We start from the raw sequence: 15,690 nt of genomic DNA, 5'->3' as shown, positions 1-15,690 counted from the left end.
GCGCCACACACCCCCTCATGGACATCACCCAACTGCTGGCGTTCTCGGTCAAGAACAAGGCGTCGGACCTGCACCTGTCAGCCGGATTGCCCCCGATGATCCGGGTGCACGGCGACGTGCGCCGCATCAACGTCGACCCGCTCGAGCACAAGCAGGTGCACGACATGGTGTACGACATCATGAACGACTCGCAGCGCAAGTCGTACGAAGAGACGCTGGAGTGCGACTTCTCCTTCGAGATCCAGGGCCTCGCGCGCTTTCGCGTCAACGCGTTCAATCAGAACCGCGGCGCCGGCGCGGTGTTCCGGACCATTCCGTCGAAGATCCTCACCCTCGAGCAGCTGGCCGCACCCAAGGTGTTCGCCGACCTGGCCCTGAAGCCGCGCGGCATGGTCCTGGTGACCGGCCCCACCGGCTCGGGCAAGTCGACCACGCTGGCCGCCATGGTGAACCACCTCAACGAGAACGAATACGGCCACGTGCTGACGGTGGAAGACCCGATCGAGTTCGTGCACGAATCGAAGAAGTGCCTGATCAACCAGCGCGAGGTCGGTCCGCACACGCTGAGCTTCGCCAATGCGCTGCGCTCGGCGCTGCGCGAGGATCCCGATGCCATCCTGGTCGGCGAAATGCGCGACCTCGAGACCATCCGCCTGGCCCTCACGGCGGCGGAAACCGGGCACCTGGTGTTCGGCACGCTGCATACGTCAAGCGCCGCGAAGACGGTGGACCGCATCGTCGACGTCTTCCCCGCGGCCGAGAAGGAGATGGTTCGCGCCATGCTGTCGGAGTCGCTGGTGGCGGTGATCTCCCAGACGCTGTGCAAGCTGAAGGACGGCTCCGGGCGAGTGGCGGCGCACGAGATCATGCTGGGCACCGCCGCCATCCGCAACCTCATCCGCGAGAACAAGGTCGCCCAGATGTACTCCGCGATCCAGACCGGCAACAGCATGGGAATGCAGACGCTCGACCAGAACCTTGCCGACCTGGTTCGCCGCAACATCATCTCCCCTGCGGAGGCGCGCGGCAAAGCCAAGTTCCCGGAGAACTTCCCCGGCTGAAACGAGCGACACGTGAAGCGCCTGCTGGCCCGCATCAAGCGCGCCCCCGGCTCGGGCGCCGGCGACGACGCCGGCTTCTTTTCATCGATGTACCAGGAGCCGCCCGACGCGCCGCAGACGCTTTCGTCGTGGCGCGACCGTGCGCCGCGCATCGGCGCCCAGGCCTTCGACCGGCGCCAAGGCGCGGAGATGTTCGCGCGCCTGTGGGGCGCGGATCGACACGTGGTGGCACTCAACGCCGATGAGCTGCAGCGCATGAGCCAGTACCTCGAGTTCGTGCAGGTGCCGATGGGCCAGGAGGTGATCGGCCAGGACGAGCTCGGCGACTACATGGTCATCGTGCTCGACGGCACGCTGTCGGTCGATCGCGGCCAGCCGTGGGGCGGCAAGGCGCGGCTCGCCGAGGCACATGCCGGTGACATGCTCGGCGAGATGTCGCTGCTCGACGCCGGCGCGCGCTTCTCGTCTTGCGTCACGCTCACGCCGTGCACGCTGGCGGTCGTCGACGCCAAGCGGCTCGACGAGATGATCAACCAGGCACCGCGGCTGGGCGTCGCGCTGCTGGCGTCCTTGTCACGCAGGTTGTCACTGCGCTTACGCCAGGTGAGCGCGCGACTGAGCGCCTTGCTGTCGCAGAATTGAAAGGTCTTGCGAGGAACGTATGGAAAGAGACCAGGCATCCAAATTCGTCAACGACCTGCTGCGCCTCATGGTGTCGCGCAACGGGTCCGACCTGTTTCTCACGGCCGACTTTCCGCCAGCGATCAAGGTCGACGGCAAGGTCACCAAGGTGTCGCCACAGCCGCTGACCGGCCAGCACACGCTGGCATTGACGCGCTCGGTGATGAACGACAAGCAGGCAGCGGAGTTCGAGAGGACGAAGGAGTGCAACTTCGCCATCTCGCCGCAGGGCATCGGGCGGTTCCGGGTCAATGCCTTCGTTCAGCAGGGCAACGTCGGCCTGGTGCTGCGCACCATCCCGCAGACCTTGCCGACCATCGACAGCCTCAACCTGCCGCAGGTTCTGAAGGACGTGGCGATGACCAAGCGCGGCCTGGTCATCTTCGTCGGCGCCACCGGCTCGGGCAAGAGCACGTCCCTGGCCGCGATGGTGGACTTTCGCAACGAGAACTCGTTCGGCCACATCATCACCATCGAAGACCCGGTGGAGTTCGTGCATCCGCACAAGAACTGCATCGTCACGCAGCGCGAGGTCGGCCTCGATACCGAAGGCTGGGGCGCGGCACTGAAGAACACCCTGCGCCAGGCGCCCGACGTCATCCTGATGGGCGAAATCCGCGACCGCGAGACCATGGAGCACGCGGTGGCCTTCGCCGAGACCGGTCACCTGTGCATGGCCACGCTGCACGCCAACAGCGCCAACCAGGCGCTCGACCGCATCATCAACTTCTTCCCTGAGGAGCGACGAGCGCAGTTGCTGATGGACCTGTCGCTGAATCTGAAGTCGCTGGTGTCGCAGCGGCTGCTGCCGCGCCAGGAAGGCAAGGGGCGCATCGCTGCCGTGGAGATCATGCTCAACACGCCGCTCATCTCCGAGCTCATCTTCAAGGGCGAGGTCGCGGAGATCAAGGAGATCATGAAGCGCTCGCGCGAGCTCGGCATGCAGACCTTCGACCAAAGCCTGTTCGACCTCTACGAGAACAACATGGTCACCTACGAGGATGCGCTTCGCAACGCCGACTCGGTGAACGACCTGCGCCTGCAGATCAAGCTGCACAGCCAGCGCGCTCGCAGCAGCGACCTGGCGGCGGGCACGGAGCACTTGACGATCGTGTGACCGCACACCGCACTGTTATAAGACGGCCTCTTCCGAGGCCGTTTTCATTGCACTCCCCATGAACTCCACCAAGACCTACGAACCGATCGCTCCCAGGACCGTTGCCTTCCTCGGGCTCGGTGTCATGGGCCACCCGATGGCCGGGCACCTTGCGCGCGCGGGTCACCGCGTCACGGTCTACAACCGCACCGCCGAGAAGGCCGCGAAGTGGGTGACCGAATACGGCGGCCGCGCCGCGCCGACGCCAGCCGAGGCAGCACAAGGCGCCGACATCGTCTTCGCCTGCGTCGGCAACGACGACGATCTTCGCTCGGTGGTGCTGGGTGACGACGGTGCGTTCGCCGGCATGAAGCGCGCAGCCGTGCTTGTCGATCACACCACCGCATCCGCGGCGGTCGCGCGCGAGCTCAGCGCCATCGGCCGCGGGCAGGGTCTGCAGTTCATCGACGCGCCGGTGTCGGGCGGCAACCTCGGCGCCATCAATGGCGCGCTCACCGTCATGTGCGGCGGCGACAAGGCTGCCTTCGAGGCGATCCAGCCGGTCGCGATGGCGTTCTCGAAGGCGGTGACGCTGCTCGGCGAAAGCGGTGCAGGACAGCTCGCAAAGATGGTCAACCAGATCGCCATCGCCGGCCTCGTGCAAGGCCTGGCCGAAGCGATCGCCTTCGGCGAGAAGGCCGGCCTGGACATGAAGGCGGTGCTCGGCGTCATCGGCAAGGGCGCGGCGCAAAGCTGGCAGATGGACAACCGCGGACCCACGATGATCGACGACCGGTTCGACTTCGGCTTCGCCGTCGACTGGATGCGCAAGGACCTCGGCCTGGTGCTCGCCGAGGCTCAGCGCAATGGCGCCCGCTTGCCGGTGACGGCGCTGGTCGACCAGTTCTACGCCGACCTGCAGGCGATGGGCGGCCGGCGTTGGGACACGTCCAGCCTGATCAAGCGCCTGCGCTGATCACTTGGCTGGCGCCTTGGGTGCCATGTCGGCCAGCTCCTGCTCGGTGATGATCTCGAACAGGCGCACCACCTTCTGCACGCCGCTGACGCTGCGCGCCACTTCGGTGGCGCGGTTGGCCTCTCGCTCGGTGACGCGTCCCATCAGGTACACGGTGCCGCGCTCGCTGGTCACCTTGAAGGAGTTGGCAAACAGGTCCTTGGCGTCGACGAAGCTGGCCTTGACCTTGCTGCTGAGGATCGCGTCGTTGGAGCGGCTGGTCAGCGAGCTCGGGCCCATGATCTCGAGCTCATTGACGGTTGACTTCACGTTCTCGACCCGTTGCACCGCCTGCTCGACCGCCGTCTTGTCGGCCTCGGTCTGCACTTCGCCGGTGATCAGGACCACGCGGTTGTAGCTGGTCGTGCTGACATGGCCGCGATCGCCGACGACATCGCGAATGCGGTTCATCGACTTCAGTTCGATCGCCTGATCCTCCACCTGTGCGCCCGAAGTGCGCCTGTCGGTGGCCATCAGCGTGCCGCCGAGCACGGCGCCGCCCACCAGCAGCGGGGCGCAGCCTGTCAGGACGTTGGCCACAGCAAGGGAAGCGGCCAGCGCGGCCGCACGGAGAGCTTGTCTTTTCATGCGTTGTCCTGTTCGCCGAGAAGCTGCAGATCCACCGCGTCGCACAAGCAGTGCAACACGAGGAGGTGGACTTCCTGGATTCGCGCGGTGCGGTCGTGCGGCACGCAAATGTGCACGTCGGTCTCGCTCAGCCGCTCGCGCATCTTGCCGCCGCCCTTGCCGGTGAGGGCGACGACCGTCATCTCCTTCGCGTGTGCGGCTTCCACCGCGGCCAGTACGTTGGCCGAGTTGCCGCTGGTGCTGATGGCGAGCAGCACATCGCCCGGATTGCCGAGGGCCTGCACCTGCTTGGAGAAGACGACGTCGAAGTCGTAGTCGTTTCCGATCGCCGTGAGGATGGACGTATCGGTGGTCAGCGCCACCGCGGCCAAGCCGGGTCGCTCACGCTCGAAGCGGCCGATGAACTCGGCCGCGAAATGCTGTGCATCGCTGGCCGATCCGCCGTTGCCGCACGCCAGCACCTTCCCCCCGCCGGTGATGGAGCCGATCACCGCACTGACCGCGTCGGCGATGGGCTTGGCGAGGATCTCCGCAGCGGCGTACTTCAGGTCGGCGCTGTCGAAAAACTGCTGCTGGATGCGTTGTTCAAGCATGGCCGCATGATAAGACACGGGGTTGCGCGGCGGGTTCCGCCGCTCCCCGCTTTGCACTGCAACTGCACTCATCCCGCATCGAACGCCGCCTTCAACCATTCGATCTGCTCGCCATCGATGGCGACGACATCGAAACGGCAAGCCGGCGGCGTGGCAAAGCGCTGCAGGTAATGCTGCGCCGCGAGCACGATGCTGCGACGCTTGACGGCCGTGATGCTAGCGGCTGCGCGCACGAGGCTGTCGCACTTGCGAGTGCGCACCTCGACGAACACCAGCGTGCCATCGCGGTCGCGCAAGATGAGGTCGACCTCGCCGCCGCGCGCACGCGAGCCGAGGGCCACCCGATAATTGCGCTGCACCAACGCCAGTCCGTGCCGCTGCAGATGCTCCCAGGCCCTGGCCTCACCCTCGTCTCCCGCACCTTTTGTCGTGACCACCCCGAATGCCTCGTTGTTGCTGCAAGCTGCGGCCGCTGCCGCGGGCGGGCAGCAGTATCCCGCAGGTACTCTCTATGTGGTCGCCACACCGATCGGGAACCTGGCCGACATCAGCCTGCGCGCGATTCACGTGCTGTCGCTGGTCGACGCAGTCGCTTGCGAAGACACCCGCCACACCGCGCCGCTGCTGCGCCATCTCGGCCTCGACAAGCCGCTTCTTGCCGTGCACGAGCACAACGAACGTGACGCGGCGCAAGGCGTGATCTCGCGGCTGTCGCGAGGCGAGCGCGTGGCCTATGTCAGCGATGCCGGCACGCCGGCCGTCAGCGATCCTGGTGCCGCACTCGTCGCGGCCGTGCAGCAGGCCGGACTCGCAACCGTGCCCGTGCCCGGCGCCAGCAGCGCGGTGGTCGCGCTGAGCGTCGCTGGCGACACACGCGGGGCAGGCTTCGTCTTCGTCGGCTTTCTGCCGGCCAAGGGCGCCGACAGAACGCTGGCGCTCAAGGCACTGGCCGTGGCCGCGCCGGCCCAGGTGGTGTTCGAAGCGCCGCATCGGATGGAGTCGCTCGCGCGCGACCTCGCGCAAGCCTGCCCTGAGCGCACGATCACGCTGTGCCGTGAGCTGACCAAGCAGTTCGAGACCGTGATCACGCTGCAAGCGTCGCAACTGCCTGACTGGCTGGCCGCGGAACCGAACCGCCTGCGCGGCGAGTTCGTGCTTGTCGTTCACGGGCTGGGCGCCGCGACGACCGACGCGGACATCGGGCGCCACGACGCCACACTCGAGCTTCTGCTCGCCGCATTGCCGTTGAAGCAGGCCGTGGCGATCGCCGCCGAATTGACCGGCGCGCCGCGCAACGCGCTGTACGCGCGTGCGCTGGCGCTGAAGCAGGGCTGAGCGTCGACGCCTGCTCAAGGCTTGGCTGTCTGGGCGTCGTGCTTCTGGCGGTAGATGTCGCGACTCGTGTGGTTCTGGAGCTTGTGCAGTCGCTTGCGCTCGTGCTTGGTCACCGTGCCGTCGGCCTTGGCGTGGGCTTCGGCCTTGTTGACCGCCGCCTGCTCCCTTTCCAGACGAACCGTCTCGCGGGCAGTGAGCTCCCCCGATGCCACGCCTTGCTGGATGCGGTTTTCCTGACGAGTCTCGCGCTTGTCCACACCCGGCGTCGCGGCCGACGCCGCCTGCGCGAATGCGCCGATGCAGGCGATGGCCATGGTCGCGCCAACGGCGAGGGTCTTGAGCTGTCGCATGGGAATCCTTTCGGTGTCAGTGTGTTGTTTGGTCGATCACGGGCCCGTGCGCCAGACAACGGCGCAAAGTTCCCCGACGCCGACGCGGTCGCAAGTAAAGAACGGTCAAGCGACTCGCCCCAGTCGGGTGCACCCCGTGCAATACCCCGATGCAGCCGCGTCAGTGGGCACTCCTACAATGAGTCACCCCCTCCGAAGGACCGCGCATGATCTCCCGCGAACCCACCATCGAACGCCTTGCCATCGCCCGATCGTTGCTGCTGGAACCCTTCGGGCTCACCGAGGCAACGCTGGCGCGCGCGTTGCAATCCATCGCCACTCACCGCATCGACGACGCGGACCTCTATTTCCAGTACACCCGCAGCGAAGGCTGGAGCCTGGAGGAAGGCATCGTCAAGAGCGGCAGCTTCGGCATCGACCAGGGCGTCGGTGTGCGCGCCGTGGCGGGTGAGAAGACTGCCTTTGCCTACTCCGACGACATTTCCGAAGCTGCACTGCTCGATGCAGCACAGACCGTCCGCACCATTGCGGCGGCAGGCCAGAGTCGCAAGGTCAAGGTGAGCGGCCGGCACACGGTTGCCGGCAGCCGCGTGCTGTATGCGCCGATGGACCCGATCACGACGCTCGACAGCACGCAGAAGGTGGCCCTGCTGGAGAAGGTCGAGAAGCTCGCGCGCGCCAAGGATCCGCGCATCGCGCAGGTGATGGCCGGTCTGGCAGGCGAATACGACGTCGTGCTGGTCGCGCGCGCCGACGGCACGCTTGCTGCCGACGTACGTCCGCTGGTGCGGTTGTCGGTCACGGTCATCGCCGAGCAGACGATCGCCGGCGAGGTGCGCCGCGAGGTGGGCTCCGGCGGTGGCGGCGGCCGTTTCGGCTTCGGCTACTTCCATGACAGTGTCATCGAGAGCTACGTCAACGACGCGGTGAACGCCGCTCTCACCAATCTGGAATCGCGCCCCGCTCCTGCCGGCGAAATGAGCGTGGTGCTCGGCTCGGGGTGGCCCGGCATTCTCCTGCACGAAGCGATCGGGCACGGGCTCGAAGGTGACTTCAATCGCAAGGGATCGAGTGCGTTCTCGGGGCGCATCGGCCAGCGGGTGGCGGCACGCGGCGTCACGGTGCTGGACGACGGCACACTGCCCGACCGGCGCGGCTCGCTCAACATCGATGACGAAGGCAATGCGTCGCAACGCAACGTGCTGATCGAAGACGGCATCCTGCGCGGCTACATTCAGGATGCGATGAACGCACGTCTGATGAAGGTGCAGCCCACGGGCAACGGCCGCCGCGAAAGCTACGCCGCGGTGCCGATGCCACGCATGACCAACACCTACATGCTGGGCGGCGACAAGACCAAGGAAGAGATCATTGCAGGCCTGAAGCGCGGCCTCTATGCGTACAACTTTGGCGGCGGCCAGGTCGACATCACCAGTGGCAAGTTCGTGTTTTCCGCCAGCGAGGCGTTCTGGGTCGAGAACGGCAAGGTCCAGTACCCGGTGAAAGGCGCGACCATCATCGGCAACGGACCCGACGCACTGACCCGTGTGACGATGATCGGCAACGACATGAAGCTCGACACCGGCGTGGGCACCTGCGGCAAGGAGGGGCAGAGCGTACCCGTGGGCGTGGGTCAGCCCACGCTGCGCATCGACGGACTGACCGTCGGGGGCACGGCGTAGCCGCGTCTATCGGGTTCGACGCCGCCGGGCTCCGTGCTACATTCGCACCCATGCTTTCCAGCAAGTCCTTCTTTTTTGCCTACTTTTGGTTCTCGCACCGCACCGGCGGAGGAGAGGCAAGCGCATAGGCGAAAAGCAGGCGCAAACCGAATCCGAAGACCGCCGGGCACCCCCCGGCGGTTTTTTTTCGCCCCGTCACGATCGTCCATTGACTTCATTCCACACCGCAAGGAGCCCCTGTGATGTCGACCAAAGCCGCCGCCAGCGACGAGTGGTATGCGCGTACCGAGAAGACCAGCCAGACCGACGACGAGAGGATCAAGGACGTGATGCCGCTGCCGCCGCCCGAGCATCTGATCCGCTTCTTCCCGATCAGCGGCACGCCAGTGGAAACGCTGGTGGGCGAGACGCGCCGGCGCATTCGACACATCATGCACGGCAAGGACGACCGGTTGCTGGTGATCATGGGCCCGTGCTCCATCCACGACCCCGTCGCCGCGCTGGAATACGCGCGGAAACTGAAGGCCCAACGCGACCGCTACGCCGGCACGCTGGAAATCGTCATGCGGGTGTACTTCGAGAAGCCGCGCACGACCGTTGGCTGGAAAGGCCTGATCAACGATCCGTACCTCGACGAGAGCTACCGTATCGACGAAGGCCTGCGCATCGCACGCCAGCTGCTGTTGGAAATCAACCGCCTGGGCATGCCGGCGGGCAGTGAATTTCTCGACGTGATCTCGCCGCAGTACATCGGCGACCTGATTTCCTGGGGAGCGATCGGTGCGCGCACCACCGAGAGCCAGGTGCATCGCGAGCTCTCCTCAGGCCTGTCGGCGCCCATCGGGTTCAAGAACGGCACGGACGGCAACATCCGCATCGCCACCGACGCGATCCAGGCGGCGGCACGTCCGCATCATTTCCTGTCGGTGCACAAGAACGGTCAGGTCGCCATCGTCGAGACCAAGGGCAACAAGGATTGCCACGTCATCCTGCGCGGGGGCAAGACGCCCAACTACGACGAAGCCCACGTGTCGGCCGCCTGCAAAGACCTCGAAGCGGCCAAGCTGCCGTGCGCGCTGATGGTCGACTGCTCGCACGCCAACAGCAGCAAGCAGCACGAGAGGCAGGTCGACGTTGCGCGCGACATCGCCGGGCAAATCACCCGGGGCGGCAAGCACATCTTCGGCGTCATGGTGGAAAGCCACCTCAACGCCGGCGCACAGAAGTTCAGTCCGGGCAAGGACGATCCGGCCAAGCTGAACTACGGGCAAAGCATCACCGACGCCTGCATCGGCTGGGACCATTCGCTGGAGGTGCTCGAACTGCTGGGCGGGGCGGTGCTCGGGCGGCGACGCTGAGCCATCTGCAAAAGGGGGTAAGCCAAGCGGCGAGCCTGTAAGGGCGGTAATGCGGGGAAAGATTGCTTGGGGAGCGGCACGCTCCGCGCTGGAATCACGGTCCATCCTCGCTGGATGGGTGCTGGAGACCCCGATGAGCGTCCGTTCACTGCTTGCCTGCACTTTGTTGACCGGCCTGGCGCTCATGGCGCACGCGCAAACCAAGTCGCCATTGCTCGAGCAGCCGACGACGGCATTGGACAAGTCCATTGTCGAGGCGGCCTTCAGCAAGGCCGATCTCAACGGCGACGGCAGGGTGTCCAAGGCCGAGGCTTCTCAGTTGCCCGCGATCGGCGCCCGCTTCGTCGAATTGGATGCCGACAAGGATGGCGCGCTGGCGCTGGACGAATTCGCCATCGGCTTTCTCACCACCCGGTGATCCTCGTCATTCCTCCTGGCCCTTGAGCCGCTCGCTCTGCCAGTACACGTCATCCCCGCCCAGGCCGTCGAGATTGGCCCGGTTCAGCACGCGCGCCAGCACGAACAGCAGATCGCTTAGCCGGTTGAGGTACTGACGCGGAGCGGCATTGACGCTTTCATGGGCAGCCAGCGCGACCACCGCACGCTCGGCGCGGCGCGCGACCGTGCGGGCAACGTGGGCGATCGCCGCGCTGCGGGTGCCGGCCGGGAGGATGAACTCCTTCAGCCGTGGCAGGTCGGCGTTGTGCCGGGCCAGGGCCTCGTCGAGTCGCAGCACCGCGTCCCCCTTCAGCAGCTCGAAACCCGGCATCGACAGCTCACCTCCGAGGTTGAACAGCTCGTGCTGCACGACCACCAGCAGCTCGCGCACATCGTCGGGCAGCCGCTCCGCGAGCAGCACGCCAAGGTGGGAGTTGAGCTCGTCGACATCGCCCATGGCCTGCACGCGGAGATGGTCCTTGGGAACTCGCTCGCCGTTGCCCAGGCCGGTCGTGCCGTCGTCGCCAGTGCGGGTGGCGATCTGCGTCAGTCGGTTTGCCATGGCGCATGCTAGGTCCTCGGGCCGCTCCCTACAATGGAACCGCACCCCAGGAGTCCGCCATGAACGCACCGCTTGCCACCGAACTGCTGCCCAGGATCGAGCCGCGCCCGGTGCCGGCGGCGATGCTCGAGGCGCTGAAGGCTCGCTTCGGCGAGCGCTGCTCCACGGCGCTTGCAGTGCGCGAGCAGCATGGCCGCGATGAATCGCCGTACGACGTGCCACCGCCCGAGGTGGTGGTGTTCTGCGAAAGCACCGAGGACGTCGCCGCAATCGTCAAGCTCGCCGACCAGCACGCCGTGCCGGTCATTCCGTACGGCGCCGGTTCATCGCTGGAAGGCCATCTGCTGGCTGTGCAAGGCGGTGTCAGCATCGACCTGTCGCGCATGAACCGCGTCATTGCGCTGCAGTCCGAAGATCTGACGGTGACGGTCCAGCCCGGCGTGACCCGCACCCAGCTCAACAACGAGATCCGCCACTCGGGCCTGTTCTTCCCGATCGATCCCGGCGCCGACGCCAGCATCGGGGGCATGTGCGCCACGCGAGCAAGCGGCACGAACGCCGTGCGGTACGGGACGATGCGCGAGAATGTGCTCGGGCTGGAGGTCGTCACGGCCAGCGGCGAGGTCATCCGCACCGGTACCCGGGCCAAGAAGAGCAGCGCCGGCTACGACCTGACGCGCCTGATGGTGGGCAGCGAAGGCACGCTGGGCGTCATCACCGAGGTCACGCTGAAGCTGTATCCGCAGCCGGAGGCTGTGTCGGCGGCGGTCTGCAGCTTTCCCAGCATCGCGGCGGCGGTGCAGGCGACCATCCAGATCATCCAGATCGGCGTGCCGATCGCCCGTTGCGAGCTGCTCGACGCCAATGCCGTGCGCGCCGTCAATCGCCACGACAAGCTGAGCCTGCGCGAGGGCGCGATGCTGCTGATGGAGTTCCACGGCACGCCCGCCGGCGTGAAGGAGCAGATCGAGACGGTGCAGCAGATCGCCGACGACAACGGCGGCTTGGCATTCGAATGGGCCGAGACGCCTGAAGAGCGCACGCGCCTGTGGACGGCGCGGCACCACGCATATTTCGCCGGCCTGCAAGTCAAGCCCGGCTGCCGCACGGTGACGACCGACACCTGCGTGCCGATCTCCCGACTGGCCGACTGCCTGCTCGACACCGTCGCCGAGGCCGACGGCTCAGGACTGCCTTACTACATCGTCGGGCATGTGGGAGACGGCAACTTCCATGTCGCCTATCTCATCGACCCCAACGTGCCGCAGGAGCGGGAGACGGCCGAGCGTCTGAACCTTCAGCTGGTGACGCGGGCGCTCGGCCTGGACGGCACCTGCACCGGCGAGCACGGCATCGGGCTGCACAAGATGGCATTCCTGGTGACCGAAGCGGGCGCCGGCGCTGTGGCAGCCATGCGCACGATCAAGCACGCTCTCGACCCCAAGAACATCATGAACCCGGGGAAAATCTTCGCAGCCTGAGCCCGCTCAGGCGACCAGCGCCATCACGGCGTGGTAGATCGCGAGAATCGCCCCGCCGCACAGAACGTTGACCGCCAGGTGGCGAAGGCCCTTGTCAAGACGGATGCCCATGCGCACGCCGATGCATCCCCAGAACACCACCAGCAGGGCCGCGCCGGCTTCGATCCGGTCCAGCGGCTGCTCGCTGACGCGCCACAGCGCGACGATGGCCAGCCACAGGCCTGCAGCCATGATGGCCGATGCGGTCACCTCGTTGAACGACGGCTTGCTGAGCTGGATGCCGAGAATCTTCATACCTACTGCCTGAATCGAAGATGGATGCGTGAGAGGGCAAAGCGACGGCGCAGCAGAGAGCTGCACGGGAAAACGACATCGACCGCAAATCGGGGTTGCGGATCGGAAAAGTTTTCCTGGGGTTTCCTCGCCGACAGCCGAATTTTGCACGACCGGACCCGCTGAAGGGCCGATCGTGGCGGTAACAGCAGCGTAACGCTGCCCACCGCCGGCAGTTGTCCGCAGAAATACGGACTCAGTGGGCCGGTGCCGGGACCGACCAGCGCTTCGTCACCGTGCCGGCGCCGTCGACGCTCTCCAGATGAACGCCGAATCCCCACAGGCGGGCGACGTGCTTCAACACCTCTTGCGCGCTGTCGTGCAGCGGCCGGTCGTTGTGCTGCGTGTGGCGCAGTACCAGCGAACGGTCACCGCGGGTATTGACGCTCCAGACCTGGATGTTGGGCTCGCGCGTGCCGAGATCGTATTGATGCGACAGCGCTTCGCGCACGCGACGGTAGCCCGTTTCGTCGTGGATGGCCGAAACCTCGAGCTCGCTTTCCTTCTCGTCGTCGACGATGGAGAAGAGCCGGAATTCGCGCATCATGTTGGGCGACAGGTACTGGCCGACAAAGCTCTCGTCCTTGAAGTTGCGCATGGCATGGTCGATGGTCTCGAGCCAATCCTTCCCGGCGATGTCGGGGAACCAGAGCCGATCCTCATCGGTCGGCTTTTCGCAGATGCGCTTGATGTCCGTGTACATCGCGAAGCCGAGCGCATAGGGGTTGATGCCGCTGTATGCACGGTGTCCCACCGGCGGCTGGTAGATCACGTTCGTGTGCGACTTCAGCCACTCGATCATCATGCCCTCGGCGAGATGACCGTCGTCGTACATGGTGTTGAGCAGGTGGTGGTGCCAGAAGGTGGCCCAGCCCTCGTTCATCACCTGTGTCTGGCGCTGCGGATAAAAGTACTGCGCCACCTTGCGCACGATGCGCACGATCTCGCGCTGCCAGGGCTCCAGGAGCGGGGCATTCTTCTCGATGAAGTAAAGCAGGTTCTCCTGCGGCTCTTCCGGAAAGCGCCGCTTCTCGGCCTCGCCGTCGCCTTCCTTGTCGTGCTTCTTCTTGCGCGGCAGCGTGCGCCACATGTCGTTGATCTGGCGCTGCGCGTAGGCCTCGCGCTCTTCGCGGCGTGCCTGTTCCTGGGCAAGTGACAGCTTGCTCGGGCGCCGATAGCGGTCGACGCCGTGGTTCATCAGGGCATGGCAGGAATCGAGCGTGGCTTCTACCGCATCGACACCGTGACGCTCCTCGCATTCGGCAACGTAGTTCTTTGCGTAGACGAGGTAGTCGATGATCGACGACGCATCGGTCCACATCTTGAAGAGATAGTTGCCCTTGAAGAAGCTGTTGTGGCCATAGGCCGCGTGCGCGATGACGAGCGCCTGCATCGCCATCGTGTTTTCCTCCATCAGGTAGCTGATGCAGGGGTTCGAGTTGATGACGATCTCGTACGCCAGGCCCATGTGGCCCCGACGATAGTTCTTCTCGGTCGCGATGAATTCCTTGCCGTAGCTCCAGTGGCGGTAGTTCACCGGCATGCCCACCGAAGCGTAGGCATCCATCATCTGCTCGGCGGTGATGATCTCGAGCTGGTTCGGATATGTGTCGAGCCCGAAGCGCTCGGCGGTGCGCTTGATGACCGTGTGGTATTGCTCGATCAGCTCGAACGACCAGTCGCTGGGCGTCGGCAGCGGCTTCTCGGCGCGCGGGGGCGTGACGATGTCGGCCGCCCGCTTGGAGCGCAGCTTGGGCTCCGGAAGCCGGTCGAAGAGATCTCGGGTGGGGTCGGGATTTGCCATGACAGTTCCACCGTTCTTGCGCGTCATGCCGGCGCTCCTTCCTTCTTGAAGAGCTCGCGGAACACCGGGTAGATCTGCGAAGCCTCGGTTACCTTGCGAATCGCGAATGCCTTCGACTCTGCCGCCAGCGTCGAGTACTCGTCCCACAGGTTCTGCTCTTCCTCCGCCACCTGCACATAGGCAAAGTACCGGCACAGCGGCAGGATGTTGTGAGCCAGCAGCTCACGGCATCGACCACTGTCGTGATGCCAGTTGTCGCCGTCGCTCGCCTGCGCGCCGTAGATGTTCCATTCGGAAGTGGGATAACGCGCCCTCGCGATCTCCTCCATCAGCACGAGCGCACTGGAGACCACCGTGCCGCCGGTCTCGGTGGAATGGAAGAAGTTCTCCTCGTCGACTTCCTGCGCCTGCGTGTGATGGCGGATGAAGACGATGTCGATCTTCTCGTAGTGGCGCGTCAGGAAGAGATACAGCAGGATGAAGAAGCGCTTCGCGAGATCCTTGCGCGCTTCGTCCATCGAGCCCGACACGTCCATCAGGCAGAACATGACGGCCTTCGCGGTAGGCACCGGCACGCGGATGCGGCTGCGATAGCGCAGATCGATCGGATCGAGATAGGGAATGCGGCCCAACCTCGCCCGCAGCGCTGCGATCTCGGCTTCGACGCCCGGTATCTCGTGCGCAAGAGGATTCGGATCGGGATGCCGCTGCAGCATCTCGAGGTACTCCTCGAGGCGCCTCAGGTCCTTGCGGCGATCGCCGCCGAGTGCGATGCGACGACCGATGGCACCGCGCATGGAGCGCACGACGTGCAGGTTGTTGGGCGTGCCGTCGCTGGAAAAGCCGGCGCGCTGTGTCTTGAACTCCGGTGTCTCGGCAAGCGTGGTGCGGGCGAGGTTGGGCAGCGCCAGGTCGTCGAAGAAGACCTGCATGAACTCTTCCTTCGTGAGGTGAAAGACGAAGTCGTCCTCACCTTCGCCGGAATCGCTCGCCTGGCTGCCGCCCCCACCCCCTGCGCCGCCGCGGGGCCGCTCGATGCGGTCGCCGCGAACGTAGTCCTTGTTGCCGGGATGGACCATCTCGCGCTTGCCGCCCTGCCCGTGCCCGAACACCGGCTCGTTGATGTCTTTCCTCGGGATGTGGATGTCCTCGCCCTGCGCGATGTCGCGGATGCCTCGACCATCCACCGCACGCTTGACCGCCTCGCGGATCTGATCCTTGTGACGGCGCAGAAAGCGCTCGCGGTTGCCGATGGACTTGTTCTTGCCCGCCAGCCGCCGGTCGATGATCTGCTGAAGCATGGGGTCCTTCCG

Annotated in this window: 17 protein-coding genes; 9 read left to right on the top strand and 8 right to left on the bottom strand. The window is 65.6% G+C overall.

Features of this window, described 5'->3' with window-relative positions:
- Window positions 1-17: 17 nt before the first annotated feature.
- The 4 genes from P7V53_RS00620 to P7V53_RS00605 are packed head-to-tail and all read left to right on the top strand — an operon-like array spanning window position 18 to window position 3,814.
- Window positions 18-1,061, top strand: coding sequence for a type IV pilus twitching motility protein PilT (locus P7V53_RS00620; RefSeq protein WP_280153539.1), 1,044 nt, complete (start codon window positions 18-20; stop codon window positions 1,059-1,061).
- Window positions 1,062-1,073: 12 nt separating this feature from the next.
- Window positions 1,074-1,703 (top strand): cyclic nucleotide-binding domain-containing protein, encoded by a 630-nt coding sequence (locus tag P7V53_RS00615; RefSeq protein ID WP_280153538.1) that lies wholly within the window; start codon window positions 1,074-1,076, stop codon window positions 1,701-1,703.
- Window positions 1,704-1,722: 19 nt separating this feature from the next.
- On the top strand, window positions 1,723-2,859 hold the full coding sequence (locus tag P7V53_RS00610) for a PilT/PilU family type 4a pilus ATPase (protein WP_280153537.1): 1,137 nt from the start codon (window positions 1,723-1,725) through the stop codon (window positions 2,857-2,859).
- Window positions 2,860-2,917: 58 nt separating this feature from the next.
- The gene (locus tag P7V53_RS00605) at window positions 2,918-3,814 is read left to right on the top strand and encodes an NAD(P)-dependent oxidoreductase (protein ID WP_280153536.1); all 897 of its coding nucleotides are present in this window, start codon (window positions 2,918-2,920) and stop codon (window positions 3,812-3,814) included.
- Here P7V53_RS00605 and P7V53_RS00600 read toward each other — a convergent pair whose 3' ends face one another.
- The 3 genes from P7V53_RS00600 to P7V53_RS00590 form a co-directional block, all read right to left on the bottom strand.
- On the bottom strand, window positions 3,815-4,441 hold the full coding sequence (locus tag P7V53_RS00600) for a BON domain-containing protein (RefSeq protein ID WP_280153535.1): 627 nt from the start codon (window positions 4,439-4,441) through the stop codon (window positions 3,815-3,817).
- Entirely contained in the window at window positions 4,438-5,034 is a 597-nt protein-coding gene (locus P7V53_RS00595; RefSeq protein ID WP_280153534.1) for a phosphoheptose isomerase, read from the bottom strand. Before P7V53_RS00595 ends, P7V53_RS00600 begins: the two co-directional genes overlap by 4 nt.
- A 68-nt stretch (window positions 5,035-5,102) precedes the next feature.
- Window positions 5,103-5,471: a YraN family protein gene (locus P7V53_RS00590; protein ID WP_280153533.1), complete on the bottom strand. Its 369-nt coding sequence runs from the start codon at window positions 5,469-5,471 to the stop codon at window positions 5,103-5,105.
- Here P7V53_RS00590 and rsmI point away from each other — a divergent pair.
- On the top strand, window positions 5,464-6,369 hold the full coding sequence (gene rsmI, locus P7V53_RS00585) for a 16S rRNA (cytidine(1402)-2'-O)-methyltransferase (protein WP_280153532.1): 906 nt from the start codon (window positions 5,464-5,466) through the stop codon (window positions 6,367-6,369). The two genes, P7V53_RS00590 and rsmI, sit on opposite strands and share 8 nt — an antisense overlap.
- Before the next feature lie 14 nt (window positions 6,370-6,383).
- Here rsmI and P7V53_RS00580 read toward each other — a convergent pair whose 3' ends face one another.
- The gene (locus P7V53_RS00580) at window positions 6,384-6,719 is read right to left on the bottom strand and encodes a hypothetical protein (RefSeq protein WP_280153531.1); all 336 of its coding nucleotides are present in this window, start codon (window positions 6,717-6,719) and stop codon (window positions 6,384-6,386) included.
- A 206-nt stretch (window positions 6,720-6,925) separates the two neighbouring features.
- Between P7V53_RS00580 and tldD the strand changes: the two genes are divergently transcribed.
- The 3 genes from tldD to P7V53_RS00565 all read left to right on the top strand — a co-directional run bounded on the left by tldD (window position 6,926) and on the right by P7V53_RS00565 (window position 10,177).
- On the top strand, window positions 6,926-8,401 hold the full coding sequence (gene tldD / locus P7V53_RS00575) for a metalloprotease TldD (protein WP_280153530.1): 1,476 nt from the start codon (window positions 6,926-6,928) through the stop codon (window positions 8,399-8,401).
- Between the two features lie 242 nt (window positions 8,402-8,643).
- On the top strand, window positions 8,644-9,759 hold the full coding sequence (locus P7V53_RS00570) for a 3-deoxy-7-phosphoheptulonate synthase (protein WP_280153529.1): 1,116 nt from the start codon (window positions 8,644-8,646) through the stop codon (window positions 9,757-9,759).
- A gap of 133 nt (window positions 9,760-9,892) precedes the next feature.
- Complete coding sequence (locus tag P7V53_RS00565; protein ID WP_280153528.1) at window positions 9,893-10,177, top strand: hypothetical protein; 285 nt, start codon at window positions 9,893-9,895, stop codon at window positions 10,175-10,177.
- Window positions 10,178-10,183: 6 nt separating this feature from the next.
- On the opposite strand, the gene P7V53_RS00560 is transcribed toward P7V53_RS00565, so the two are convergent.
- The gene (locus P7V53_RS00560; RefSeq protein WP_280153527.1) at window positions 10,184-10,759 is read right to left on the bottom strand and encodes a cob(I)yrinic acid a,c-diamide adenosyltransferase; all 576 of its coding nucleotides are present in this window, start codon (window positions 10,757-10,759) and stop codon (window positions 10,184-10,186) included.
- A gap of 59 nt (window positions 10,760-10,818) precedes the next feature.
- Here P7V53_RS00560 and P7V53_RS00555 point away from each other — a divergent pair, with 59 nt between their 5' ends.
- The gene (locus P7V53_RS00555) at window positions 10,819-12,240 is read left to right on the top strand and encodes an FAD-linked oxidase C-terminal domain-containing protein (protein WP_280153526.1); all 1,422 of its coding nucleotides are present in this window, start codon (window positions 10,819-10,821) and stop codon (window positions 12,238-12,240) included.
- A gap of 6 nt (window positions 12,241-12,246) precedes the next feature.
- Here the strand turns inward: P7V53_RS00555 and P7V53_RS00550 are convergent, their stop codons facing one another.
- From P7V53_RS00550 to P7V53_RS00540, 3 genes are all read right to left on the bottom strand, one after another.
- Window positions 12,247-12,534 (bottom strand): hypothetical protein, encoded by a 288-nt coding sequence (locus tag P7V53_RS00550; RefSeq protein ID WP_280153525.1) that lies wholly within the window; start codon window positions 12,532-12,534, stop codon window positions 12,247-12,249.
- A 235-nt stretch (window positions 12,535-12,769) separates the two neighbouring features.
- Window positions 12,770-14,404 (bottom strand): SpoVR family protein, encoded by a 1,635-nt coding sequence (locus P7V53_RS00545; protein ID WP_280153524.1) that lies wholly within the window; start codon window positions 14,402-14,404, stop codon window positions 12,770-12,772.
- Window positions 14,401-15,678, bottom strand: coding sequence for a YeaH/YhbH family protein (locus tag P7V53_RS00540; RefSeq protein WP_280153523.1), 1,278 nt, complete (start codon window positions 15,676-15,678; stop codon window positions 14,401-14,403). Before P7V53_RS00540 ends, P7V53_RS00545 begins: the two co-directional genes overlap by 4 nt.
- Window positions 15,679-15,690: the final 12 nt, after the last annotated feature.

This window comes from Piscinibacter sp. XHJ-5, assembly GCF_029855045.1.
Classification (GTDB): domain Bacteria; phylum Pseudomonadota; class Gammaproteobacteria; order Burkholderiales; family Burkholderiaceae_C; genus Albitalea.
This window is presented reverse-complemented; position numbering and strand designations above follow the sequence as displayed.